Consider the following 23153-nt stretch of genomic DNA (forward strand, 5'->3'; position numbering starts at 1 on the left):
GAGGAGGTGTTTCAATGCTTACCCTAACCGGCGTTGGCAAACGCTACCCCACCGGGGATCATGCCCTGACCGATATCGGGCTTTCGCTGCCCAAAGGGCAAGTCATGGCGTTGATCGGCCCCTCCGGGGCGGGTAAAAGCACCCTGATTCGCTGTGTGAACCGCCTGGTCGAGCCGACCCAAGGCAGCATTCGGCTGGACGAACTCGAACTGACCGGGCTTTCCGGGCGTGCGCTGCGCCGGGCGCGGCGCTCCATGGGTATGATCTTTCAGGAGTACGCGCTGATCGACCGGCTCACGGTGATGGAGAACGTGCTCTCCGGGCGGCTGGGCTACGTCGGTTTTTGGCGCAGTTTTTTGCGCCGCTACCCCGAGGACGCGGTGGCTGAGGCGTTTCGCCTGCTCGAACGCGTCGGGCTTGCCCACGCCATCGACAAGCGCGCCGATGCGCTCTCCGGCGGGCAGCGCCAGCGGGTGGGTATCGCCCGGGCGCTTTTACAAAGCCCTCGGCTGTTGCTGGTCGACGAGCCTACGGCGAGCCTCGACCCGAAAACCTCGCGCCAGATCATGCGTTTGATCCGTGAGCTCTGCGCCGAGCGCGGCCTTGCCGCCATCATCAATATTCACGATGTCGCGCTGGCCCAGCAGTTCGCCGATCGCATCGTCGGGCTCAACGCGGGCCAAATCGTTTTCGACGGTGCCCCGGCCGAGCTTAGCGGCGATATCCTCACGACCATCTACGGCGAAGAGGAGTGGGATACCCGGGCCGAGGAGGCCGAAGAGCCCATCCCGGAAAACCCGCCGCCGGTTCGGCGTATCGATACAGCCGACAAGCCTCGGGTGTTGTCAGCACCGGTAAGTGGGGCCGTGCGATGAGGGGGCCAGACACCGACGCGCGCTTGGCGGCCGCACAGCTTGGCCAGTGGCGGCGGCGGCCGTTCATCGAGCGCCCTTGGCTACGCTTGGCCATCATCGTTGGCACTTGCGTTTATCTGGTGCTGGCGCTGGCCTCCGTCGAGGTCAACTGGGCCCGGGTCGCGGAAGGTGCCGGGCGGGCGGTCAATTTCCTGGCAGCGTTCACGCAGCCGGATTTCGTTAGCCGTCAAAACGATATCATCGCGGGGCTTTTGGAAAGTTTGACCATGACGCTCACCTCCACGGTGATCGGTGTACTGCTGGCGATTCCCGTGGGGCTGGGGGCAGCGCGTAACATCGCCCCGCTGCCGGTTTACGCCGTGTGCCGGGCGATCATCGCCATCTCGCGCACCTTTCAGGAGATCATCATCGCCATCTTGTTCGTGGTGATGTTCGGCTTCGGGCCGCTGGCGGGCATGATCACCCTGGCGTTTGCCACCATCGGCTTCATGGCCAAGCTTTTAGCCGAAGACATCGAGGATCTCGACGCGCGTCAGGTCGAGGCTGTGCGCGCCACCGGCGCCGGCTGGTGGCAGGTGATGAACCACGCCGTGCAGCCCCAGGTGATGCCGCGTCTGATCGGGCTCTCCATGTACCGGCTGGATATCAATTTTCGCGAGTCCGCGGTGATCGGCATCGTCGGCGCCGGGGGAATCGGGGCAACGCTTAACACTTCGCTTAGCCGCTACGAGTACAGCACTTCCGCGGCTATCTTGCTGATCATCATCGCGATCGTGCTGCTGAGCGAATACGCCTCCAGCCACGTCCGCCGCTTTACTCAATAGGAGCCCGCGATGCCCGTTTTAACCTCCGCCACCGGCGTACCGCTTTGGCAGCGGCGCACGTCTCGCGCTCAGTGGCTGCGTTTCGGCGGCTGGCTTTTCGGGGCAAGTCTCTTTTTGCTCTGCTGGAAAGTGATTTCCGACAACACCATGTGGGTGTTCGCCCTGGACGCCGGGCGCCAGGGGAGCGATCTGATCAGCCGGATGCTGCCGCCCAAGTGGGAATACGCCGCCAGGCTCTGGCAGCCCATGTGGGACACTATCAACATCGCGACCCTGGGCACGGCGCTGGGTATTTTAATGGCTTTTCCCGTGGCGTTTCTGGCCGCGCGGAATACCACGCCGCACCCGCTGGTGCGCAGTGCGGCGCTGACCGTGATCGTCTCGTCGCGCTCGATCAACTCGTTGATCTGGGCGATGTTGTTGGTCACCATCGTCGGCCCCGGCGTGCTGGCGGGCATCATCGCCATTGCCCTGCGCTCGATTGGTTTCGTGGGTAAGCTTTTGTATGAGGCGATCGAGGAGATCCACCCGACCCCGGTGGAGGCGATCAGCGCCACCGGTGCCAGCCGCCTGCAGGTGATGAACTACGCCGTGCTGCCCCAGGTCATGCCCGCTTTCGCAGGTATCAGCGTGTATCGCTGGGATATCAATATCCGCGAATCGACGGTATTGGGGCTGGTGGGCGCTGGCGGTATCGGCCTTCAACTGAACGCCTCGATCAACAGCCTGGCCTGGAGCCAGGTCAGCGTCATCTTTGTCATGATTTTTGCCACGGTGCTGGTCTCCGAGTGGGTCTCGGCGCGGGTGCGCCACGCCATGCTTTGAGGCGCCAGGTGTAGGATCGAGTGGCGGGGGGCCGCGGCTTGGGCCATGATGAAGGCATCCCACTTCAATTGGCTGAGTGCTCCATGTCGACCACTTTGTTTTCGTTTGCCTCGTTCTACGCCGTTGGTCTTCGCCGTCTTGGGCCGCTTTTGGCCCTTTTTCTATTGGCCGGGTGCGCCAGTAAAGAGATCGCCACCGCGCCGGGGCCCGGCCCCGGCACCATGGCGGGTATCTCGATGGAGCGCGCGCTGATCCTCTCCCACGCCCAGCAGGCGATCGGCACTCCCTACCGCTTTGGCGGCAATTCCCCCAAGGGGCTCGACTGCTCGGGGCTGGTCGAAATGACCTATCGCGCCGCCGGTTTGCGCGTGCCCCGCACCGCCGACGCGCAGTACCGCGCGCTCCCCAACACGGCAACACCGCGGCCAGGGGACCTGCTGTTTTTTGGCAGCGGCTCCAAGGCGACCCACGTCGGCATTTACCGGGGTAACCGTCAGATGATTCATGCCCCGGGTTCCGGTCGTCACGTGGTGAGCGTGCCGCTGGATATCGACTACTGGGAACAGCGCTATTTGGGCGCCGCCGCCCTGGCGCCTTGATCGGGTCAGTAAACCTCGTACGTTTAATGCAAGCACGTCGGGAAAGTGTTAATAGTGTTATCCTGGATAAAATGAGAATTACCCTGACGCGGGTATGAGGGTTTTAATACCGTAACGCCGGGCGCGACCAGGTTTAGACGTTCAAAAAGCCGTGGCCCGGCCGCTCGAGGGTTCGTTCGAGTGACGAGCAGCATGAGCTACGCGTGTCAGTCACGCGTGTGAGCAAAAGGTGGTCAAGCAAGCGGTATCAGTGACCGGTGTGTCGATTGCATAAGAGAGTAAGACGGGCGCGATAAAGCCCGCTGCTCGATCTGCTTAAGGAGCAGTTCATTGACCCCACAAAAAACCGATATTGCGCCGTCTCTAGGCCCCGGTGCACCGCTGTCGGTCGTTGACGTCGGCGGCTCTTTCTCGCCCAGCGAGGCCGCGTTCGGCTACGCCAACGAAGCCATTATCATTACCGATGCCGACAACCTGGTGCTCGACGTCAACCCGGCGTTTTGCGAGCTGACCGGGCTTACACGCGAACAGGCGATGGGCAAGTCGCCCCAGGCGTTCAGTATTCTGGCGCTTGAGGATAACCACGAATCGCGCCTGGTCCGCGAGGAAGCCCTGTTTCGTGATCGCGGCAAAAGCCAGGTCAGCTACAAAAGCCACGATGGCAAATTCTACCCGGCGATGATGTCGACCAACCGGGTACGCGACACGCAGGGCGCGGTGGCCTACCACGTCATCGTGCTCGCGGACCTTTCGGCCATTCCTGCCCATGCGCGGCATTTAAACCGCGAGGTCTATTTCGATTCGCTGACCGGCCTGCCCAACCTGCAGCTTTTGACCCAGCTGATCCAGGAATCCATTGCCCACGCCGACGCCAGAGGGCTTCCGCTGGCGGTGTGTTCGCTGGACATCGACTACTTCCAAACGATCAACGAGCGTTTGGGGCCGCAGTGCGGCGACACGATTCTCGCCACGTTCTCCCAGCGCGTCAGTCACCTGCTGTTTGGCGATGACGTGCTGGCCCGCGTAGGCGGCGACGAGTTCGTGCTGCTGTTGCACCACGGCGTGGACCAGGCATATTTCGAGGCGCTGCTGGACTCCATTCGTCAGCCGCTGTTGATCGATGGGCAAAGCATTTACCTGACGGTAAGTCTGGGCGTCACGCTTTACCCGGAAGATGACACCCAGGGCGATGTACTGCTGCGCCATGCCAATCAGGCGATGTACCGCGCCAAGCAGCGCGGGCGCAATATCTACCACTTTTTCGACCCTCTCCAGGACCGGCTGCTGCGCGCGCGTCACGAACAGCGCAAGCGCTTCGTCGACGCGCTCAGCCATCAGGAGCTACGCCTTCACTATCAGCCGCAAATCGATATGCGAAGCGGCGAAGTCATTGGCCTGGAGGCGCTGATCCGTTGGCAGCACCCGGAAGATGGCCTGCTGGCGCCGGCGGCCTTTTTACCGGCCATCGAAACCACCACCCTCGAGGTAGAGCTTGGCGAATGGGTGATCAACGAAGCGCTGCGCCAGCTCTCGGTGTGGCAACATCAGGGGCTGGCGCTGACGGTCAGCGTCAATATCAGCCCGGCTCATCTTCTGGTGAAGGACTTCAGCCAGCGTTTGTCGGCGTGTTTGGCGGCGTATCCCAACGTTTGCCCCCGCTATTTGAAGCTGGAGGTACTCGAAAGCGCTGCCATTCACGATATTCAGTCAGCCCTGGTCAACATGACCTGCTGCCAGGCACTGGGGGTCGGGTTTGCGATCGACGACTTCGGCACCGGCTTCTCTTCGCTGACCCACCTTCGCCAGCTGCCGGTGAACCTGATTAAAATCGATCAAAGCTTCGTGCGGGATATGCTCATCGACAACGACGACATGGCGATCGTCGAGAGCGTGATCTATATGGCCAACCGGTTCAAAAAGCCGATGCTGGCCGAAGGCGTGGAAACGCTGGCCCACGCCAGCGCGTTGATGGCACTTGGCTGTCACCTGGCCCAGGGCTACGGTATCGCTAAACCCATGGCCGCCGGCCAGGTGCCTGGCTGGATCGAGCAGTGGCCCGAGCGTCTCGATTGGCAAACCCTCAAGCCGTTATCGAAAGGCCTGCGATAAATGTCGAACGATGTTAGTTTGAGTGATTTTTGAAGCCCCGACCATGCCCTCTATCGATGTTATCCTTAACCTGACCCAGCGTGAGTGCCTGGCGCACTACGAAGGGCGCTATAACAATGTACGGGCTCGCAGTATCGACGGCCGCTGGGTCGTGTTTCCCGCTGAAGCGCTTCGCCGCGTAGTGGACCAGGACGGTGTCCACGGCGTGTTTAGGTTGATCTTTACCGATGAAGGTCGTTTTAGTCGTATCGTTTTTGTTCGAAGGTGATTTAAATGCACTCCCAAAAGGCAGTGACGACAACCCTCCGGGAGTTGGTGCTTAGCGTTATTCCCAACCTGAACCTGGCGGAAAAGCTGGTGTTCAATACGCTCGAAAGTTTGATCGAAAGCGCCAGTGACCCGTTCGAGGTGATAAGGCGTAAAGAGCAAAAAGAGCACTTTACACTGGAGGTGTATCGCTTGCGCCTGGCGCTGGAGGTGCTGCTGGAGCGCCACCGGCGCGATGTGAACGCGCTGCTTGCCGATGAACACCACCCCACCGAGGCGCTTTGGCTTTCCGAGGACGAAGAGCTGGCCGTTGCCGAGGCCATTGCCATCTACCAGCGCGTACGCGCTTTTCAGCGCGGCGAGCGCTCGACGCCCGTCCATCATTAATTCCCAGGTTTAGACTCCACTGGCACGCATATTGCCTCTATAATGAGACGCTCGCCCAGGGCTTACCCGCCCCGGCGGCTGGCAGCGGCCTACCCGGCAAGCTGCTTCATTGATCAGGAGATAACCCATGTCTGCCTCACCCGTTACCTTGATGGTGGCCCGTCGCGTGGCCGACGGCCGCTATCAGGACTTTAACCGCTGGTTGAACGAAGGCCGTGACCTGGCGGCGGATTTCCCCGGCTACCTGGGCTCCGGCGTATTGGCGCCGCCCAAGGGCGACGACGAGTATCAAATCGTTTTTCGCTTTAGTAGCCACCAAACGCTCAACGCCTGGCAGCATTCGGCCTCTCGGGGCGGCTGGCTCAAGCGGGGCAAGGGCCTTTACGATGCTCCGATCGAACAGCGCGCCACGGGGCTTGGCGCCTGGTTTCAAATGGATGGGGGCGAGCCGCCGCCGCGCTGGAAGCAAGCGGTAGCCGTGTGGCTGGCGTTCTTTCCCATTTCGCTGATGTTTCAGGCGCTGTTTGGTGCTTTTTTGGCGGATTGGGCGCTGGTGCCCCGTGTACTGGTGAGTACGCTAGCGCTCACTCCGGTCATGGTGTTTATCTTCATTCCGCTCTCGACCCGACTGCTCCGGCCCTGGCTTCAGGGCAAGTGGCCGCCGCGGGAGATGCTTTCGCGCTGGTGGCAAAGCTACCGCTCCCAGGCCAAGCTGTAACGGATGACGTCTGGTCGGCAAGCCCGGCCAGACGATAGGCACCAGGCAATACCGCCATCGACGACAGGGAAGGGCCATGATCCACGTACACCATCTCGAGAAATCGCGCTCCCACCGGGTTATCTGGCTTTTAGAGCTTTTGGAACTCGAGTACGAGATCCGCGTTTATAAGCGCAACCCCAAAACCCAGCAGGCGCCCAAAGAGCTCAAGGACGTACATCCGCTGGGCAAATCGCCGGTGATTACCGACGGCGAGCTGGTCATTGCCGAGTCCGGCGCGATCATCGACTACCTGATCGAGCGCTACGGCAACGGGCGTTTCAAACCGGATGCCGACGCGCTCAATGACTGGGTCGATTATCGTTACTGGCTGCACTACGCCGAAGGCTCCTTGATGCCGCTTTTGCTGATGAGCCTGATCTTTAGCATGATTCCCAAACAGTCGCCGGCCTTGGTGCGGCCCGTGGCCAAGGGCATAAGCTCGACGGTGCGCGAGCGCTTTATCGACCCGCAGCTCGACCAGCACGTGGCGTTCATGGAAGCGCACCTGGCAAAGCACGGCAACTTCGGCGGCCAGTGGCCAAGCGGCGCGGATGTGCAGATGAGCTTTCCCATTCTGGCGCTGAAGGGCACACGCTCGCTGGAGGCGTATCCAAGCATCGACGCCTACGCCCAACGCATCGAAAGCGACCCGACCTGGCAGCGCGTGATCGAACGCGCCGGGCCTTTGAATATACTCGAGCGTTAAACGATGACCCCGGCGCCAGGCGAGCGGCGCCGGGGGTAGGGCTAACTCAGCGGCCCAAAGCTACCCGCGTTGAGCCAAAGGTGGACCAGAATACTCGCCACGTAGCCAAGCAGGATTACCGGCGTCCAGCGAAGGTGGCCCATGAAGGTATACGACCCGCGGGCCTGGCCCATCACCGCGACCCCCGCCGCCGAGCCAATCGAAAGCAGGCTGCCCCCGACCCCGGCGGTCAGCGTAATCAATAGCCACTGGCCGTGCGCCATCTCCGGCTGCATGGTCAGCACGGCGAACATCACCGGAATGTTGTCCACCACCGCCGAGACCACGCCGAGCACCACGTTGGCCCAGGTCGGGTTCCAGCCGGTATAGAGCGCCTCGGACAAAAGCCCCAGGTAGCCCATAAAGCCAAGGCCCCCTACGCACATCACCACCCCGTAGAAGAACAGCAGCGTGTCCCACTCGGCCCGTGCCACCCGGTTGAAAACATCGAAAGGCACCACGCTACCCAACTGCTCGAGCTTTTTATTGTCGCCCCGGCGGCTGTAACGTTCGCGCTTGCGCGCAAGCGACTTGGGTAAGCTCTTGCGCAGGTAAAAGCCGAAAAACTGCAGGTAGCCAAGTCCGGTCATCATGCCCAGCACCGGGGGCAGGTGTAAAAGCGTATGACACAGCACGGCGGTGGTAATGGTGAGCAAAAACAGCGCAACGATACGCCGCGCGCCGCGCTTCAAGGCGACCTCCTCGTAAACGCTGCCCGGCTTTTGGTTCTTGATGAAGGCGCTCATGATCAGCGCAGGGACCAGGAAGTTGACCAGCGCCGGCACGAAGAGAATGAAGAAGTCCTGGAACTCGATGAGCCCGGCCTGCCACACCATGAGCGTGGTGATATCGCCAAAGGGACTGAACGCGCCGCCGGCGTTGGCAGCCACCACGATATTGATACACGCCAGGTTGATGAAACGCCGGTCACCTTCGGCGACCTTGGTAATGACTGCGCACATCAAAAGTGCGGTGGTCAGGTTGTCGGCAATGGGCGAGAGCACGAAGGCAAGCCCCCCGGTCAACCAAAACAGCGTGCGGTAATTGAAGCCTTTACGCAGCATCCAGCAGCGCAGGGCATCGAATATCCGGCGCTCTTCCATGGCGTTGATGTAGGTCATGGCCACCAGCAAAAACAGCATTAGCTCGATAAACTCCAAAAGGGTCATCCGAAACGCGTACTCCGACGCCTCTGATAGCCCGTTTTGAACGTATACCCAGCCAATGAGTCCCCAGATGATGCCCGCGGCGACCAGCACCGGCTTGGATTTGCGCATGTGGATCTTTTCTTCGGCCATGACCAGCGCATAGGCCAGTACGAACACGCCCAGCGCAAAAAATCCCACTGTTGATGTGGTCAAATCGAGATCGCCGGTCACCGCAAACGCGGAAGGAGCCAAACAAAAAAGCACTAGTGACAACCAAAAAAGCCAGCGGCGAGAGGGTCGCGGCTGGCGTGGGGCTTGATGCAGCGTTAGCATGAGAGCAAGTTCCTGTGAGTTTAAAGAGGGCGAAAAAGTCCTGCCAAGTTTAACAATTCAGCTTTTATCGCAATACGGAATTAAAACGAACGAAGTTTGTATTAAGTTGGTTTAATGCATCTTTTTTTAGCAAATTAACCGTTTCGCTAATAGCCAATATCGCCCATAAGTGGCATATCTCTTAATGCTCTTATTCGTTAGTCGCAAAAGCACGGTAAACGGGTTTCGATAAGCCGCCAGTCGACAACACCGCCTGACACTATGGGCTTGGCACTATGGATCAGCCCAGGCGCTGGGGCGGGGCTCGGCATGTAGCTGTCTCGAGCGTCAAGTCATGGTATGTTAGCCGCGCCGGCCTCGCGGGCTGGCCATCAAGAGATCTCTATCGAGAGCTGCCCCCAACGAGGACGCCCCATGCGCCATTTTACTTGCTCACTTCGCCGCGCACTGAGTGTATCGGCCACGTTGCTCGCCTTGAGTGCTTTATCCTTCGCCGCCCAGGCGGAAACCCGGATCACCTATAAATCCTCTTCGGCGGGAACCGCTTATTATCAAATGGGCGTCGAGCTTTCCGAAGCGATCCGCGAAGGTACCCAGGATGACATCATCCTGACGCTCGAGGAGAGCCAGGGCTCGGTACAAAACGTCATGGAAGTGATGGCGCGCCAGGGCAATTATGTGTTCACTACGCCGCCGGCGCTCGTCGAGCAGGCCATGGCGGGCGAGGGGCCTTTTGCTCAGCGCCAGGGCCCGCGCCTACAGGAAATTCGCGGCCTTTTTCCGATCCCTTCCATTACCATGCACTTCGTGCTGGCCGACGACCAAGGGACGGCGTCGTTCGACGAGCTGGCGGGTAAGCACGTGTTGATCGGCCGCGGCACCTTTGGCGCCCGGGAAGCGCAGCGCTATTTCGAGCTGTTCGGCCTTGAAAACGACATTCGCGTGGCGGATGCGGCGCTGGGCAGCGGCCCGGATGCGCTCAAAAACGGCCAGATCGATGCCTTCGTGACCGCAAGCTCCTTCCCGACGCCCAACGTGATCGAAATCGCCGCCAGTATGCCGATCACGCTGGTATCGCTTACCGACGAGCAGATCGAGCAAACCGGCGCGACGGCGCAATTGATTCCCGGCGGTACCTATCCCGGCGTGGATGAAGACGTCAACACCACGTCGCTGCCGGTCATGGCCTTTACCACCGCGCAAATGGACGACGACACCGCCTACACGCTGACCAAAACCTTCTGGGAGCGCCGCGACGCCATGGCCGAAGAAGCCGCCTGGTGGGGCAGCATCACCCCGGCGCTTTTGGACAACCTGGCAACGCCGCTGCACCCCGGGGCGCTGCGCTATTACGATGAAGCCGGTATCGACGTGCCCGACGCGCTGCGCTAACCCCCTTTATTTTCCTGATACGCACTACAGCGGCCAGGCCGCTGTAGTGCGTTTGTGTTGATAGGCATATCCGATGCAGGCTCTTTCAGAAATACCCGCGCCCAAGGCAAGCCCTTGGGCGAAGGGGTGGGTGGCCCTGGGCGCGGCAAGCGTCCTTTTTCACCTTGGACTCATTTTTTACGGCCTGGCCCCGGCGCTGGTCAGCCGGCCGCTGCACATGGCGCTGCTGCTGCCCTGGGTGCTGGTGTATATGGCGCGTACCCGCTTTCAACGGCTAAGCGGTGGGTTGCTGACGCTACTGGGCGTGGCGGCGTGTGGCTATATCGCGCTCAACGAGCAGGCGTTGGCTTACCAGTACGGCTTTATCGATACGCCGCTTCAGATGGCCATCGGCGTGTTTTTGATCTTTCTCGCCCTGGAGGCCGCCCGCCGGGCGATTGGCTGGCCGCTGCCGCTGGTGGCGTTGCTGGCGCTGATGTACGGCGTCTTCGGTGAGTATATTCCCGGCACGTTCGGCCACGCGGGCATTCCCTTACCCAGCATGGTGGGCACGCTCACCATCGCCGAAGGCGGGCTTTGGGGGTCGCTCACCGGGGTTAGCGTTGGCGTGGTCGCGATCTTCGTCATTTTCGGCGCGGTGCTCAACGCAGGCGAGGCGGGCCGGGGCTTCATGAACCTGGCGGGTGCCCTTGCCGGGCGTCTGACCGGCGGCGGGGCGAAGGTCTCGGTGATCTCTTCGGCGTTGATGGGCTCGATTTCCGGGTCCGCCTCGGCCAACGTGGCCTCGACCGGCGCGATCACCATTCCCTCCATGGTGCGGCTGGGCTACCCGCGTTCGCTGGCCGGCGCGGTCGAAGCGGTGGCGTCTTCCGGCGGGCAGATCATGCCGCCCTTGATGGGGGCCGGCGCCTTCGTCATGGTCGAGCTGACCGGCACGCCCTATACCCTGATCATGGCGGCGGCGGCCCTGCCGGCGGTGCTCTATTTTCTGACCGTTTGGGTGGGCATCAACGCCTATGCGACCCGCTACGATCTCAAGCCCGTGGCGGCCAGCGAGCGCCCGGCGGCGAAAGAGGTGCTGATTACCTCGCTGTTTTTCGCGGTGCCCTTCGTGCTGCTGTTGGAGCGTATCTTCAACGGCGGCTATACCCCGCAGTACGCGGCGAGTATTGCGATTTTCGCGGGCATGGCGCTGCTTTTGTTCAACGTTCGCTTGCGCTTCTCGCTGGCCGGGTTTGGTCAGCGTTTGAGCGAGGCGGCCCTCACCGCCGGGCGCCAGATCGCCGTGATCGGCTCGATCATCGTCTGCGCCTCGCTGGTGATTGGCGTGCTTTCGCTGACCGGGCTGGGGGTGAAGATCACCTCGGGCATTTTGTCGCTTTCCGGCGATATGCTCTGGCCCGCACTTTTGCTCACCGCTTTGGCCTGTTTGATTCTGGGTATGGAAGTGCCCACTACCGCCGCCTACGTCATTTGCGTGTCGGTGGCGGGGCCGGCGTTGACCTCACTCGGCCTTTCGCCGCTGCTGGCCCACCTGTTCGTGTTCTGGTTTGCGCTGTTGTCCACGATTACGCCGCCGGTGTGCGGTGGGGTGTTCATCGCTGCGGGCATGGTGGGGGAGAACTGGCTCAAGGTCGCCTTGAAGGCAATGGCGCTGGGTATCGGCCTCTACATCATTCCGCTGGCCATGGTGGCCAACCCCGCCATCATTGACCTTGCCGTCGACCCCGCCCAGGCGGTGCTCATGGCGTTCAAGGTGGCGGTAGGCCTGGCGCTGATCTCGTTTGGCGTGATCGCCCGGCGCGCGACCTGGTGGCGAGTGCTGCTGGTACTGTTAGGCGCCGCGGCGATCTTTCTCGTGTAGCCACAGCGGCGAATCCTTTCCAAGCGGGGTGGTTGCGTAGACCACCCAGCTATCCAGCGCTGGGCCTAGTGAGCGCGCAACGCGCAACGTCCTTGGCGCGTTAAGCGCCACCGCCTCGGCGCAAATGCCCGCCACCTCTTCGCCTTCCAGCAGCGCCTGGCCAACAGCGGCGGTGGTCGGCAATTCCCGTACCTCGGCAAAGGCGCTCAAATCGGTGTAGTAGCGAGTAGCCGCTTGAAGCGCCACCCGCGCGGGGCTTTCGACGTCGCGGCGCACCACCAACGCCAGCGGGTGGGAGCCGGCAATGAACGTGTCCACCGGAAAGGCGCGGTGCATGGTGCGGCTCACGCACTCGGCGTGGCTTGCGTGAGCGGTGCATTGCAGCAGGTGGGTAATCTCATCGTTCAAAAGCGCGGTGAAGGCGCGCTCGAAGGTGTCAAAGTAGACGCTCTGGCCCGCTGGGGCGTGGTGTGCCAGGTAGCGCTGGGCGATCAGCGCGTGGTTGCTGCTCTCTGGTCCTAATGTGCCCAAACGCACGGGCGGCTCCTTTCATCGGCAGGGGCTCATCATTATGCCAAAAGCGTAAAGCTTGCCGCTACGTAGGCCACGTAGGCTGCCAGCAGCAGTGCCCCTTCCGTTCGGGAAAGGCGCCGCCCGGTGTAGAGAAATATCACCAGCACGACCGCCGCGCCCAGCATGACCCACTGGTCGAACGCCGCCATGCGCTCGACCAGCGTAAGCGGCTGTAAAAATGCCGATATGCCCAGAATACCCAACAGGTTGAAGATGTTACTGCCCAGAATGTTACCCACCGCTACATCGGCTTGGCGGCGAAGGGCGGCCACCAACGACACCGCAAGCTCGGGCAATGAAGTGCCCACCGCCACCACGGTCAGCCCGATGACCGCCTCGGAGAGCCCCGCCGCCTGGGCGATGCCCACGGCGCCGTAAAGCAGCAGCTGAGAGCCGCCAATCAACAGCGCGAGCCCGCCGGCGAGACTGGCGAGAATCCACAGGGTCGAGGTAGGGCGCTTGGCCGGTGGCGGTGTTGGGGTCTTGGCGAGCTCGGCCTCACCGCCCGCTTGACGCTCGCCCAGGTACGCCCAAACGAGGTAGGCGGCAAGCCCGGCCAGCAGCAGTATGGCATCCAACCGGCCAAGCTCGCCGCTCAAGCCCAGCGCGATGAATAAAAACGTGGCGAGCAGCATGACCAGGCCATCGCGTTTGAGCACTTCGCGCTTGGCGGTAAGCGGGAATATCAGCGCACACAGACCCAGAATCAGCAGAACGTTGCCGATATTACTGCCCACTACGTTACCAATGGCGATATCGGGCTGTTGCCCGAGCGCGGCGTTGATCGACACCATGAGCTCCGGCATGGACGTGCCAAAGCCGACGATCACCAGGCCGGTAAAAAGTGCCGAGACGCCGAGGCGCTCGGCCCCGGCGACCGCACCGCGAACGAGCCCTTCACCGCCCAGCGTTAAAAGCGCGATGCCGCCCAGCAAACTCAGTGTGTAAAGCATGTTCGATCCTTGTTATCCCCGGCCATATAGGCGCCTACCCGCTTAAATTAGCGCGATAAAACGATCACTACCAGGATTAAAAAGCGGGCTGGACTATTGGCGAATCCTGCTTTTTATTGATATGTTATATCATTGTTTTAAGGGCTGTCCATCAGGCTCAAAACAAACCCTCGGGTTACATTTGATTTAAAAACAGGAGCGTATATGTCACGTTTTTCAGGCAAGACACTAGGGGCGGTCGCCGCGGGTTCGCTGCTGCTGGTAGGTTTGCAGGGCGCGCATGCCGAGCAAGAGGACCACGCGCACTCCCACGACCATGACCATTCTCACGATCACGGCCATGACCATTCGCATTCCCACGATCACGACAGCGATATTTACGCCGGCTACTTCGATGATGAACAGGTGGAAGATCGCCCGCTGACCGACTGGGAAGGCGATTGGCAGTCCGTTTATCCCTACCTACAGGAGGGCACGCTGGCGCCGGTGTTCGAGCACAAGGCTGAAAACGGTGACAAAACCGCCGAGGAGTATGCCGATTACTACGACATCGGTTATGAAACCGAGGTCGAGCGCATCGTGATCGATGGCAACACCATCACGTTTTATGAAAACGGTGAAGAGCGCAGCGCCGAGTATCAATACGACGGCTACGAGATTCTGGAATACGAGGCGGGCAATCGCGGCGTTCGGTTTATCTTTGAAAACGAGGACACCGATAGCATGCCGCGCTATATCCAGTTCAGCGACCACGATATTTACCCGGTCCAGGCACATCACTTCCACCTCTATTGGGGCGATGACCGCGAAGCCCTGCTGGAGGAGGTGACGAACTGGCCAACCTACTACCCAAGCGGAATGGATAGCGACGAAATCGTATCGGAAATGCTCGCCCACTAACCAGGCAGCAGTGCTGACAAAATCACCCCAACGCCCCCTGGCGCTCAATCGCCTGGGGGCGTTTTTTTGGGTAGCGACCGAGGTGAAAGTGCGCCTTTTTTAGAACGTGCCGGCGTTTGCCGGTGTCATAGCCTCCAGGTGTGGCGTCAGGAGGCGATGGATTCGGCTTCCCCGCCACCCCCTGAAAAAGTGAGAGAACTGTTTTTGTTATGTAATTTATTTGTTTAATAGTGTGGGATATCAGCGATATCGGTTAAAAAGTGTATCATAGTGTAATTGAAAAGAGCCGTCCTGGCGGCCTATAGCGGCTACCAGTATTTTCACGGCTTTAAAGAGTAGTGAAGGACGCTGCTCAATCATGATTCATTGGACGAAAATACATGCTGGAACCTCTGGTAACGCCAACTCCTCCTGTTATGGAGCCCAATCGCCAAGCCATCGCCATTTTGGGCGGCCGGCCGGATAGCATGGGCTTGCATATTCTGGATGCCAGCGATGAGTACACGCGGTTCTGGGGCGGAGAGCGCAAGCAGTGGCTGGGCGCATCGCCTAAAATCGTGAGTCACGATATCGACAACCGAAAGCTACTGCGCAAGCTAAGTTGTGCGCTAGCCAAGGGGGACGTGGACGCTGGCTACTCGCTTAGCGGGCTCGATAAGAGCCCGCTAAGCGCGGGTAAGCCGAGCATACTGATCGAGTGGCGCGTTACGGCGATTACCATGCCCGGCTACACCGAGCGCGTACTGGTACTGGTCCAACGCGATATTTCCAAACGCGTCGAAAAAGAGGCCGAGCTCGAGCGCCTTGCCACCACCGATACGTTGACCGGGCTTTATAACCGCGCCCGCTTCGACCAGCTGCTTAAAAAAGAGATCAACCGGCTCAACCGTTACGTGCGCTCTTTCTCGCTGATCATGCTCGATATCGACTTTTTCAAGACGATCAACGACAGCCACGGCCATGACGTCGGCGACCAGGTGCTGGCAAAGCTTGGCAGGCTACTGAGAAACAACCTGCGTAAAGTGGACCACTGCGCCCGTTGGGGCGGCGAAGAGTTCATGATTTTGGCCCCGGAAACCTCCCTCGAACAGGCGGTACAGCTGGCGGAAAAGATCCGCTGCTGTATACAAAAGACGCGCTTTCCCCAGGTGGGCAGCGTGACGGTCAGCCTGGGAGTCATCGAGGCACGCCTGAACGAATCGCAAAAAAGCGTGATGAAACGCGCCGATAACGCCCTTTACCAGGCCAAGGAGCAAGGACGTAATCGGGTCCGCTACTAATCAGTCCTTGTCGCGGTCCACGGCAAACGGGGACCACGCCTGACGTACCGGCATGATCTCGAGACGGTTGATATTGATGTGCGCGGGCAGCGTGGCCAGGTAGAAAAGCTGTTCGGCGATATCCTCGGCCTGCAACGGGCTCGTGCCACGATAGAGCTTGTCCGAAGCTTCCTGATCGCCCTTGTTGCGCACCAGGGTAAACTCGGTTTCCGCCATGCCCGGTGCCAGGTCGGTGACGCGCACGCCGGTCCCCAGCAAGTCGCAGCGCAGGTTATAGCTAAACTGCTCGACGAATGCCTTCGACGCCCCATACACGTGCCCACCCGGATAAGGCCAGTGCCCGGCCACCGAACCCAGGTTCAAAATGCTCGCCCCTTCGCCGTGATCGATCAAAAGCGGAAGCGCCGCGTGGGTGACGTTGACCAACCCGGTAATATTGGTGTCGATCATCGTGTGCCAGTCTTTTAAATCGGCGTTCTGCGCCGGCCCCGGCGCTAGTGCAAGCCCCGCGTTATTGACCAGGCACGTCAGCGGTAAAAACGCCTCGTCCAGGTTGCCAAGCTCGCGGGTAACGGCGTCGCTATCGCGCACGTCCAGCGTCAGCGTGAGCACGCTGACCTGATCGCCAAGCTCGCTTTCGAGCGCTTTCAAACGCTCTTCACGGCGCCCGGTCAAAATCAAAGACCAGCCCGCCTTGGCAAAGCGGTAGGCGGCGGCCCGGCCAAAGCCCGACGTGGCGCCGGTAATCAAAACGCTAGGCATCGTAAAACCTCCTGACTGACGTGAATATTGTACTGCGCCACTCTAATGTAGCGGGTTTGGGCCGTGTTCGTGAAGGCTTAGCATAACTGGCGGCGCCAGCGGTTCTCGATCGTATCCAGTGCCGCCGAGCCGTAAGTCACCTCGGATTGCTCTTGATAGTGTCCCCATAGTTGATCGCCTCGGTCGAAATGCCACCATTCGCTCGGTAAGTTGGTGAATCCTTGTTCGGTCATGATGTGGTAAAGCAGGCGCCGATGATCTCGGGCATCGAGTGAGTGGTGCTCGAGAGAGCGCTCGAGGTAGGCAGTATGCGAGGCGGGGATCGCCTCGTCGAACAGCGTGCCCATGTCGAGCGTTACGCCGTCCGCGTCGCACAAGGTGACGTCCACCGCTCCACCGGTGAGGTGCGGGCTAGGCGCCGCGGCGTCTTGACTGGGAAGGGAGACGAACTCTCGGGTGCGCAGTAGCAGCGCCTTTTCGTCGAGGTCGGGGAAACGATCACGGATCGCCAGCTGCAGCGTTTCGAACAGATATTGCTGCACTCGCCAAGGGCGCCAGCCATCCAGCACGATCAGCCCCAGCCCGCTGGGCAGGCGCCGCGCAGCGGCCACTAGTGCTCGGTAAACTCCCTCACGCACGAAACACTCATCAAGCGCGCCAGGAATGCCCAAACGCGCGTAGGCAGGGAAGACTCGGATGGGCGCGGGCGCCAGGCTCATTGGCAGTAGCCGTTCGCCATTGTCCCGAATCGAGAGCCTGTTGACGTGCTCCCAGTCTGGCGCGGGATAGTGAGGGATAGGCGGCAATGCCCGCCACTCTTCGTTACTTAGTGGCTCTGTCTTGTTGGCCAGGGTTTTATTCAAAGGGTTCGTGTGCAACGCTTTTTCATCCAACACGGTGTTATCCAAAATAGGTGGGCAGCCAAAGCGTGAGCTGAGGGAACACGATCAATAGCAGCAGTACGGCCACGGCGGTGAGAACAAAAGGCCAGATCGTCCTGAATAGAGAGACGATTTCCAGCCGGCTCACGGCGGCGGCTACGAACACGCACGCTCCCAGTGGCGGGGTGATCAGCGCAATGGTGATGTTCAATGTGATGATCACGCCCAAGTGGATCGGGTCGATGCCCGCCATCATCGCCACCGGCGAAAAGATGGGTGTGAGCAGCATTAGTGCCGACACCTCTTCCATGAACATCCCCGTGATGAAGGTGATCGCACTAAGCAATAACAAGATGACGACCATGTTATCCACGTACGGCGAGAGAAGGTCGACGAATTGCGTCGGCACTTGCGCGTAGGAGAGCAGCCAACTGATGATGGACGATGCGGCCATGATCAAAAAGATCGCTGAAGTAAGTCGGGCGGTGTCTTTGATGGCTTGCCAGCAATGGCGCAGCCGCAGCCCACCCAATACCGCACCGCAAAGCGCAACGTAAAGAGCCGTTAGTGCCCCCGACTCGGTCGGTGTGAACACACCCAGCACGATACCTGCGACGATGATGAACGGGGCAATCAGCGCTGGCAGCGCGGCTACGAACGCCACGCTCAGCTCTTTCAAAGTGGGCAGACGGCCGTTTGTGGTCAAATCGTGGCGCCAGGCATACCAAGCGTTCATGCCCATAAAGGCCAGGCCCAGCAGTAGCCCGGGCACGACGCCGGCGAGGAACAGGTCGCCTACCGAGGTATTGGTGAGCGAGGCGTAGAGAATCATGAAAATACTAGGCGGGATGATGGGCCCGATCAGTGAACTGCCCGCGGTTAGGCCAGCGGCGAAGGCGCGGGAGTATCCCTCTTTCTCCATGGCCGGGACCAGCAGCGAACCCAGCGCGGACGTATCGGCTACTGCCGAGCCGTTCACGCCGGCGAAGAAGACGCTCGACACCACATTGACATGCCCCATGCCACCACGCAGGTGTCCAACGATCAGCCGGGCGAAGCCCATCAAGCGCTCGGTGAGACCGCTGGCGTTCATCAAATTGCCCGCCAGGATGAAAAGCGGAATCGCCATCAGCGAGAAGACATTGATGCCGCCAAAAAACTGCTGGGGCATCATCCGCAAGATCATGGCGGGATCAACGAATAGGAACCCGGTCAAAGCGGTGACTAAAAGTGCGATGAAAAGTGGCAGCCCGAGCAGCACGTGAGCGAGAAAGACACCCAGCATGGTCAGAATCATGCGTTATCCTCCACGGTTTTAAGCGGTGCGGGCCCGTAAAGAAGTACGTGCCAGGCGAGTAGTGCAAACCCGATGCCTAGAGAACATAGCGGCACTGAGCGGCTAATGCCCAAGCCGGACGTTTTGAAAAGCCCTACTGATGGGGAAAGTGCGTAACGAAAGCTTATCCAGGCTCCCCCCAGGGCGATTAACAGTGTCACTACCCATTGGTAGAGGTTGAGCCCTTTTGAAAAGGGGGCGGGTAATAGACGCTCTAGTAACGCTACCCGCATATGCCCACCTTCTGTCCATACTACTCCGGCTGCCAGCATCACGGTGGCAATGATAAGAAAACGCGAGAGCTCGTCGGTCCATATAGGTGCGCCACCTGCTATATAGCGCGCGAAGACGCCGTATAAAATAATGGCAACGTTGATCGCCAGCAAACCGCCGGCCAACGTGAGGGTAACGGGGCGGCTTATCGTAAGCAGCCGCTGGCGTAAGGTGGTTAGCATGGCATCGCTCCGGCAAGCCTTTGGAAAAGAGCCAGCGGTTGCTGGCCCCTAAAGCGGTAAAAGTTACTGGCTACTGTGCCGTGCCGCTTTCGCCTGCATCCTCGAGCGCCATGTCGATCCAGCGCTGCTCGATGCCGCGCTCTTCCAGCCACTCAAAATAAGCGGGTTGGCCGATATCACGAAACGCTTCAAGCTCTTCTTGAGATGGGCGAATTACTTCCATGCCTTGTTCTTCAAGGTAGGCGATACGTGATTCGACCTGCGCTTCATTGCTTTCACGCGCGTTCTGGTTCGCCTCGACGACCGCCTCCATGAAAGTCTCACGAAGCTCATCGTCCCAGTTATCGATCATGGCGCTGTTGCCTACCAGAAACTGATCGGAGTACTGGATATTGGCCAGTGTCAGGTAATCCTGCACTTCGTAAAGGCTACCCAGGATAATGTACATCGGCGGATTCATCTGGCCGTTGGCTACGCCGGTACGCAGTGCCAAGTAGGTTTCCGTCCAGGGTATCGGTGTGCCTGAGGCACCAAAGGACTCGTAAAGTGCTACCTGGCTTGGGTCCATGGCACGAAAACGTAGACCTTCGAAGTCGTCCGGATGACTGATGGGTCGTTCGTTATTCGTGAAGGAGAGAAAGCCGCCTTCCTCGACCACCGCGAGCATCTCTACCCCAGTGCGCTCACTGAATTCATCCTTAAAAGCTTTCCAGTAGGTGCCCTCATCAAAAAAGCGGCGAGCATCTGAAAAATCTTCGAACAAAAAGGGGATCGCGCTAACAAAAAGTTCGTCCGCTAAAGGTGAGATGCCAGCAAAAGAGGCAATGTTAAGCATGGGCGTATTCATCGTTTGTTCCATACGCTCTTCTTCGTCACCTAACATGCTGTTGGCGAAAAGACGCAGTTCTATTTCCTGATCGGTACGTTCCTCCACCAGCTCTTTCAGGTTAGTGGCGAAAACGTGCACCGCATTTTTTTCCGGGTCCGGGGCGCCGTTATAGCTCAGGTTGATGGTCGTGGCAGCAAGTGCATTACCTGCGATGGCCAATGAACCGAGCAAGCAGGCGCTGACAAGGCGGTTCGGTGTGAAACGCAGCATAAGGGATCTCCTGTCTTCAATTTATAATGATCAGATCGTTGTGAGCAGGTAATGGATTACCTATTTATTATTGATCGAACCTCAGAATGAGGTTAGGCATTGAAGTGTTGACTATGCAATGCCTGAAGCGTTGTTTTTAAGGCAACAGGCGTGGCGCGTCAGTCGAGAAAAAGCGCATGCCGAGATGAAGGTGATCGAGATAAGTTGCGGCGGCAACGGTGAGTTCATGGCCTTTGAGGCTCACGATTTGCGCGCGGGCGTCGTTCATCAAGGGGTACTGCATGGGCAGCGTAACGATCTCGCCGCGCTCGATTTCATCCACCACGGTCAGTTCGGGCATGAAAGTGACCCCAATATTCGAGCGTACGAAATTTTTGAGTACCGCCACAGAATTGGTATAGAGACGCGCCTCGAGGTGGATACGCTCTAGCTGTTCGACCATATTGACCATCTGGCGCATACCGAAAGGGTTGTCCATGAGGCCAAGCGGCCAAGGGCTGAGATCCACTAGCGTTAAGGGGCGCTCGAGTTCGCACAGCGGGTGGTTCGGCGGAACGATTAAATCCAGCGGCTGACGCGTCTCCACATGACAATAAAGCGCCGAGTCGACGGGCGGAGCGTATAAAAGCGCTAAATCTACCTCGTAATCCTTCAGAAGCGAGACGGCCTCGTTGACGCCGGCCATGCGGATATCCACGTTGATACCTTCGAACGCATTCATGAACTCGCCCAACGGCTTGGCGATAAGGTCAGCGATGAATCCTTCTCCTACTGCGATACGTACGTTGCCGTGAGAGAGCCCTTGTAGCGCGGTCAACCGAGAGAGAACCGCTTCTTCCTGAGCGCGCTGCGTATTGAAATGCTGGGCGAGCAGTTGTCCTGCTTGAGTGGCACGCATACCGCTGCCGGCTCTTTCGCAAAGTTTGCTGCCAAGCGTCTCTTCTAGTGCCTTTATTTGGCGGCTAAGAGCGGAAGGGTCAACATCCAGATGTGCCGCCGCTCGGCGCAGTGAGCCTCGGCGGATGACCTCGTTCAAATAGACGAGCGCGCGCTGGTTGAGCATGAAACATCACCCGATAAAGCATAAATGAGAGGAAATCTAGTTTAGCAGACTAGGCTCAAAGCAAGATTGAGTGCTGGAGAGTCGACTGCTTTGTAGTACCCATGCTTTGCCCTGATAAACGTTTTAACCGACAATGCCGGACTTCTTTCCACGTGAGACGACGCGCATGCAGGCAAACGGATTTTTCGACGGGGTAGGCGAGGCCATCGGCGATGCAATTCGCGTGGTGGTGGAGTTCCTGCTGGGCATTTTTGGCAACTTCTTCGGCGCGTTTGGCGACTTCATCGATGGCTTGACGCGCTCGCTAGGCATCAACGACTCCTTTTTCAGCATTGCCGTGCTGATCATCGGTCTGCTGATTCTATGGGGCGGCATTAAGTCGTTTCTGCGCGGTTCGATCATTGGCGGTATCGTGCAAACCCTGATCGCGCTTTTCATTCTCTCGTGGCTGATGATGTAGTGTCGGGTCTGATTGAATGAAATTCATTCGATCTTGATCAATCACCACTTGCTTATTGAGTACATTTTGCGATTATTCGCACTCATTTAGTGCTTGCGTGAGTGTGATGAAAACGTATTTAGGCAAAATGCGCGGGGAGCCTTTCAAGCGTGCCCGGGTCGGCTGGCAGGATGCACTCTGGTCCTGGATCGGCGCTTTCTGTGGTATGGCCTTGATCTGCTGGCTCAGCGCCGAGTGGCTTAGCCAGCAGCTGTTGATCGTGGGCTCGTTCGGCGCGACCTCGGTGCTGATCTACGCTGCCCCGGAAAGCCCCTTCGCCCAGCCAAGCCACGTGCTGTTTGGCAGCGTTCTCTCCGCCGGGGTGGGCGTTGCCTGCTACCAGCTACTGGGTGCCACGCCGGTCTCCATGGCGCTGGCGGTGTCGCTCTCCATTCTGGTCATGCAACTGACTCATACGGTACATCCGCCTGGCGCGGCGGCGGCGTTGATCGCGGTCGGCGGCGGGACGAGCGTGCACCAGATGGGGTGGTGGTATCCGCTGTTGCCGATCGGCATGGGCTGCGTGGTCATGCTGGTCGTGGCGATACTGGTCAATAACCTGGCGCGCCACCGCCGTTACCCGCGCTACTGGTAGTCTCAAAATCGTTTGAGCTGCTCTTCCAGCGCGAAGATATGCGCATCTTCTACGTTCAGCTCGCGCAGTGCCTGGGCAAGATTGACCAGGTAGTCACGGTTGGGGCCGCTGGGGCCCACCGCGGCGGCGATTTGGCGCGCCATGGCGTCGAGCGGGGCGGGGCCCAAAAACGCCGGGTTATCGTCGGTCGCCATATAGACAAGCCCCTGCACCTCGCTGGCGTCTGTAAAGTGCAGCGGGGTGATTTCGCGCAGGTAGCCGTTTTTTTCCCGGTGATCGAGCGGTGCCAGGGTTTCCTCGGTAATTCGGTAGGCCATACCGTGACAGACCGCGCCTTCTACCGGTACCAGGGTGGCTACCCGGCCTGGGGCGTTCGGTGTTCCGCGGTGGTCGTGGGAGCCCTGCCAGAAGCGGCGCTCCCAGCCGGTGATGTAGGCGCTTCGCCGCTCCAGAAAGGGGAAGTCTGCCTTCCAGATCAGCGAGCCGTAACCGAATAGCCAGATGTCGCCGTTGTCATCGAAAGGGCGGCGGCTTTGATTAACGGCGGTGGTATCTATCAACATGAAATCGCCACAAAAAGTCGGTAAACGGCCATGGTAACATGGCCTGAAACGCTCTTTGGGAGGCTT

General features: G+C 59.5%; 25 protein-coding genes. 15 read left to right on the forward strand and 10 right to left on the reverse strand.

Features of this window, described 5'->3' with window-relative positions; all coding sequences use genetic code 11:
- Nucleotides 1–14 precede the first annotated feature (14 nt).
- The 9 genes from phnC to ACWHVV_RS01515 all read left to right on the forward strand — a co-directional run bounded on the left by phnC (nt 15) and on the right by ACWHVV_RS01515 (nt 7352).
- Nucleotides 15–875 carry a phosphonate ABC transporter ATP-binding protein gene (gene phnC / locus ACWHVV_RS01475; protein WP_447927751.1) on the forward strand — a complete coding sequence of 287 codons (861 nt, stop codon included), beginning with the start codon at nt 15–17 and terminating at the stop codon, nt 873–875.
- Nucleotides 872–1699, forward strand: coding sequence for a phosphonate ABC transporter, permease protein PhnE (phnE, locus tag ACWHVV_RS01480; RefSeq protein WP_447927752.1), 828 nt, complete (start codon nt 872–874; stop codon nt 1697–1699). Before phnC ends, phnE (ACWHVV_RS01480) begins: the two co-directional genes overlap by 4 nt.
- 9 nt (nt 1700–1708) lie before the next feature.
- On the forward strand, nt 1709–2524 hold the full coding sequence (gene phnE / locus ACWHVV_RS01485) for a phosphonate ABC transporter, permease protein PhnE (protein ID WP_447927753.1): 816 nt from the start codon (nt 1709–1711) through the stop codon (nt 2522–2524).
- Between the two features lie 83 nt (nt 2525–2607).
- Nucleotides 2608–3123: a C40 family peptidase gene (locus ACWHVV_RS01490; protein ID WP_447927754.1), complete on the forward strand. Its 516-nt coding sequence runs from the start codon at nt 2608–2610 to the stop codon at nt 3121–3123.
- Nucleotides 3124–3453: 330 nt separating this feature from the next.
- Nucleotides 3454–5232, forward strand: coding sequence for a putative bifunctional diguanylate cyclase/phosphodiesterase (locus tag ACWHVV_RS01495; RefSeq protein WP_447927755.1), 1779 nt, complete (start codon nt 3454–3456; stop codon nt 5230–5232).
- A 43-nt stretch (nt 5233–5275) separates the two neighbouring features.
- The gene (locus ACWHVV_RS01500; protein ID WP_447929108.1) at nt 5276–5500 is read left to right on the forward strand and encodes a DUF2835 family protein; all 225 of its coding nucleotides are present in this window, start codon (nt 5276–5278) and stop codon (nt 5498–5500) included.
- 5 nt (nt 5501–5505) lie between these two features.
- Nucleotides 5506–5886, forward strand: a complete 381-nt coding sequence (locus ACWHVV_RS01505; RefSeq protein WP_447927756.1) for a hypothetical protein — start codon at nt 5506–5508, stop codon at nt 5884–5886.
- Nucleotides 5887–6013: 127 nt separating this feature from the next.
- Complete coding sequence (locus ACWHVV_RS01510) at nt 6014–6604, forward strand: antibiotic biosynthesis monooxygenase (RefSeq protein WP_447927757.1); 591 nt, start codon at nt 6014–6016, stop codon at nt 6602–6604.
- 76 nt (nt 6605–6680) lie between these two features.
- The gene (locus tag ACWHVV_RS01515) at nt 6681–7352 is read left to right on the forward strand and encodes a glutathione S-transferase (RefSeq protein ID WP_447927758.1); all 672 of its coding nucleotides are present in this window, start codon (nt 6681–6683) and stop codon (nt 7350–7352) included.
- 41 nt (nt 7353–7393) lie between these two features.
- On the opposite strand, the gene nhaD is transcribed toward ACWHVV_RS01515, so the two are convergent.
- Entirely contained in the window at nt 7394–8872 is a 1479-nt protein-coding gene (gene nhaD, locus ACWHVV_RS01520) for a sodium:proton antiporter NhaD (protein ID WP_447927759.1), read from the reverse strand.
- Nucleotides 8873–9286: 414 nt separating this feature from the next.
- Between nhaD and ACWHVV_RS01525 the strand changes: the two genes are divergently transcribed.
- Both ACWHVV_RS01525 and ACWHVV_RS01530 read left to right on the forward strand, forming a co-directional pair.
- On the forward strand, nt 9287–10264 hold the full coding sequence (locus ACWHVV_RS01525; RefSeq protein WP_447894933.1) for a TAXI family TRAP transporter solute-binding subunit: 978 nt from the start codon (nt 9287–9289) through the stop codon (nt 10262–10264).
- 73 nt (nt 10265–10337) lie between these two features.
- Nucleotides 10338–12128 carry a TRAP transporter permease gene (locus ACWHVV_RS01530; RefSeq protein WP_447927760.1) on the forward strand — a complete coding sequence of 597 codons (1791 nt, stop codon included), beginning with the start codon at nt 10338–10340 and terminating at the stop codon, nt 12126–12128.
- On the opposite strand, the gene ACWHVV_RS01535 is transcribed toward ACWHVV_RS01530, so the two are convergent.
- Together ACWHVV_RS01535 and ACWHVV_RS01540 are read right to left on the reverse strand one after the other, a co-directional pair.
- The gene (locus ACWHVV_RS01535; RefSeq protein ID WP_447927761.1) at nt 12099–12665 is read right to left on the reverse strand and encodes a hypothetical protein; all 567 of its coding nucleotides are present in this window, start codon (nt 12663–12665) and stop codon (nt 12099–12101) included. The two genes, ACWHVV_RS01530 and ACWHVV_RS01535, sit on opposite strands and share 30 nt — an antisense overlap.
- Nucleotides 12666–12697: 32 nt before the next feature.
- Nucleotides 12698–13654 (reverse strand): calcium/sodium antiporter, encoded by a 957-nt coding sequence (locus tag ACWHVV_RS01540; RefSeq protein WP_447927762.1) that lies wholly within the window; start codon nt 13652–13654, stop codon nt 12698–12700.
- A gap of 204 nt (nt 13655–13858) precedes the next feature.
- Here ACWHVV_RS01540 and ACWHVV_RS01545 point away from each other — a divergent pair, with 204 nt between their 5' ends.
- Both ACWHVV_RS01545 and ACWHVV_RS01550 read left to right on the forward strand, forming a co-directional pair.
- The gene (locus ACWHVV_RS01545) at nt 13859–14554 is read left to right on the forward strand and encodes a metal-binding protein ZinT (protein ID WP_447927763.1); all 696 of its coding nucleotides are present in this window, start codon (nt 13859–13861) and stop codon (nt 14552–14554) included.
- A 380-nt stretch (nt 14555–14934) separates the two neighbouring features.
- Nucleotides 14935–15834: a GGDEF domain-containing protein gene (locus ACWHVV_RS01550; protein ID WP_447927764.1), complete on the forward strand. Its 900-nt coding sequence runs from the start codon at nt 14935–14937 to the stop codon at nt 15832–15834.
- On the opposite strand, the gene ACWHVV_RS01555 is transcribed toward ACWHVV_RS01550, so the two are convergent.
- From ACWHVV_RS01555 to ACWHVV_RS01580, 6 genes are all read right to left on the reverse strand, one after another.
- Nucleotides 15835–16596, reverse strand: a complete 762-nt coding sequence (locus ACWHVV_RS01555) for an SDR family NAD(P)-dependent oxidoreductase (protein ID WP_447927765.1) — start codon at nt 16594–16596, stop codon at nt 15835–15837.
- A gap of 77 nt (nt 16597–16673) precedes the next feature.
- The gene (locus ACWHVV_RS01560) at nt 16674–17474 is read right to left on the reverse strand and encodes a M15 family metallopeptidase (RefSeq protein WP_447927766.1); all 801 of its coding nucleotides are present in this window, start codon (nt 17472–17474) and stop codon (nt 16674–16676) included.
- A gap of 22 nt (nt 17475–17496) precedes the next feature.
- Entirely contained in the window at nt 17497–18774 is a 1278-nt protein-coding gene (locus ACWHVV_RS01565) for a TRAP transporter large permease (protein WP_447927767.1), read from the reverse strand.
- A complete protein-coding gene (locus tag ACWHVV_RS01570) occupies nt 18771–19268 on the reverse strand; it encodes a TRAP transporter small permease (RefSeq protein ID WP_447927768.1) in 498 nt (165 codons plus the stop codon). The genes ACWHVV_RS01565 and ACWHVV_RS01570 overlap by 4 nt, the downstream gene beginning before the upstream one ends.
- Nucleotides 19269–19338: 70 nt before the next feature.
- Nucleotides 19339–20367 carry a TRAP transporter substrate-binding protein DctP gene (gene dctP, locus ACWHVV_RS01575; RefSeq protein ID WP_447927769.1) on the reverse strand — a complete coding sequence of 343 codons (1029 nt, stop codon included), beginning with the start codon at nt 20365–20367 and terminating at the stop codon, nt 19339–19341.
- A gap of 136 nt (nt 20368–20503) precedes the next feature.
- A complete protein-coding gene (locus tag ACWHVV_RS01580; protein WP_447927770.1) occupies nt 20504–21430 on the reverse strand; it encodes a LysR family transcriptional regulator in 927 nt (308 codons plus the stop codon).
- A 166-nt stretch (nt 21431–21596) separates the two neighbouring features.
- Between ACWHVV_RS01580 and ACWHVV_RS01585 the strand changes: the two genes are divergently transcribed.
- Complete coding sequence (locus ACWHVV_RS01585; RefSeq protein ID WP_447527528.1) at nt 21597–21890, forward strand: hypothetical protein; 294 nt, start codon at nt 21597–21599, stop codon at nt 21888–21890.
- A gap of 106 nt (nt 21891–21996) precedes the next feature.
- Nucleotides 21997–22524 carry an HPP family protein gene (locus ACWHVV_RS01590; protein ID WP_447927771.1) on the forward strand — a complete coding sequence of 176 codons (528 nt, stop codon included), beginning with the start codon at nt 21997–21999 and terminating at the stop codon, nt 22522–22524.
- A gap of 2 nt (nt 22525–22526) precedes the next feature.
- Here ACWHVV_RS01590 and ACWHVV_RS01595 read toward each other — a convergent pair whose 3' ends face one another.
- Nucleotides 22527–23087 (reverse strand): gamma-glutamylcyclotransferase, encoded by a 561-nt coding sequence (locus tag ACWHVV_RS01595; protein ID WP_447927772.1) that lies wholly within the window; start codon nt 23085–23087, stop codon nt 22527–22529.
- Nucleotides 23088–23153 lie beyond the last annotated feature (66 nt).

The organism is Vreelandella sp. EE27, from assembly GCF_968206495.1.

Excerpts from the sequence above, each read along its gene's own strand:
- phnC (WP_447927751.1), top strand. The coding sequence starts at position 15 with ATGCTTACCCTAACCGGCGTTGGCAAACGCTACCCCACCGGGGATCAT.
- phnE (WP_447927752.1), top strand. The coding sequence starts at position 872 with ATGAGGGGGCCAGACACCGACGCGCGCTTGGCGGCCGCACAGCTTGGC.
- phnE (WP_447927753.1), top strand. The coding sequence starts at position 1,709 with ATGCCCGTTTTAACCTCCGCCACCGGCGTACCGCTTTGGCAGCGGCGC.
- ACWHVV_RS01490 (WP_447927754.1), top strand. The coding sequence starts at position 2,608 with ATGTCGACCACTTTGTTTTCGTTTGCCTCGTTCTACGCCGTTGGTCTT.
- ACWHVV_RS01500 (WP_447929108.1), top strand. The coding sequence starts at position 5,276 with ATGCCCTCTATCGATGTTATCCTTAACCTGACCCAGCGTGAGTGCCTG.
- ACWHVV_RS01505 (WP_447927756.1), top strand. The coding sequence starts at position 5,506 with ATGCACTCCCAAAAGGCAGTGACGACAACCCTCCGGGAGTTGGTGCTT.
- ACWHVV_RS01510 (WP_447927757.1), top strand. The coding sequence starts at position 6,014 with ATGTCTGCCTCACCCGTTACCTTGATGGTGGCCCGTCGCGTGGCCGAC.
- ACWHVV_RS01515 (WP_447927758.1), top strand. The coding sequence starts at position 6,681 with ATGATCCACGTACACCATCTCGAGAAATCGCGCTCCCACCGGGTTATC.
- nhaD (WP_447927759.1), bottom strand. The coding sequence starts at position 8,872 with ATGCTAACGCTGCATCAAGCCCCACGCCAGCCGCGACCCTCTCGCCGC.
- ACWHVV_RS01525 (WP_447894933.1), top strand. The coding sequence starts at position 9,287 with ATGCGCCATTTTACTTGCTCACTTCGCCGCGCACTGAGTGTATCGGCC.
- ACWHVV_RS01530 (WP_447927760.1), top strand. The coding sequence starts at position 10,338 with ATGCAGGCTCTTTCAGAAATACCCGCGCCCAAGGCAAGCCCTTGGGCG.
- ACWHVV_RS01540 (WP_447927762.1), bottom strand. The coding sequence starts at position 13,654 with ATGCTTTACACACTGAGTTTGCTGGGCGGCATCGCGCTTTTAACGCTG.
- ACWHVV_RS01545 (WP_447927763.1), top strand. The coding sequence starts at position 13,859 with ATGTCACGTTTTTCAGGCAAGACACTAGGGGCGGTCGCCGCGGGTTCG.
- ACWHVV_RS01550 (WP_447927764.1), top strand. The coding sequence starts at position 14,935 with ATGCTGGAACCTCTGGTAACGCCAACTCCTCCTGTTATGGAGCCCAAT.
- ACWHVV_RS01555 (WP_447927765.1), bottom strand. The coding sequence starts at position 16,596 with ATGCCTAGCGTTTTGATTACCGGCGCCACGTCGGGCTTTGGCCGGGCC.
- ACWHVV_RS01565 (WP_447927767.1), bottom strand. The coding sequence starts at position 18,774 with ATGATTCTGACCATGCTGGGTGTCTTTCTCGCTCACGTGCTGCTCGGG.
- ACWHVV_RS01570 (WP_447927768.1), bottom strand. The coding sequence starts at position 19,268 with ATGCTAACCACCTTACGCCAGCGGCTGCTTACGATAAGCCGCCCCGTT.
- dctP (WP_447927769.1), bottom strand. The coding sequence starts at position 20,367 with ATGCTGCGTTTCACACCGAACCGCCTTGTCAGCGCCTGCTTGCTCGGT.
- ACWHVV_RS01580 (WP_447927770.1), bottom strand. The coding sequence starts at position 21,430 with ATGCTCAACCAGCGCGCGCTCGTCTATTTGAACGAGGTCATCCGCCGA.
- ACWHVV_RS01585 (WP_447527528.1), top strand. The coding sequence starts at position 21,597 with ATGCAGGCAAACGGATTTTTCGACGGGGTAGGCGAGGCCATCGGCGAT.
- ACWHVV_RS01590 (WP_447927771.1), top strand. The coding sequence starts at position 21,997 with ATGAAAACGTATTTAGGCAAAATGCGCGGGGAGCCTTTCAAGCGTGCC.
- ACWHVV_RS01595 (WP_447927772.1), bottom strand. The coding sequence starts at position 23,087 with ATGTTGATAGATACCACCGCCGTTAATCAAAGCCGCCGCCCTTTCGAT.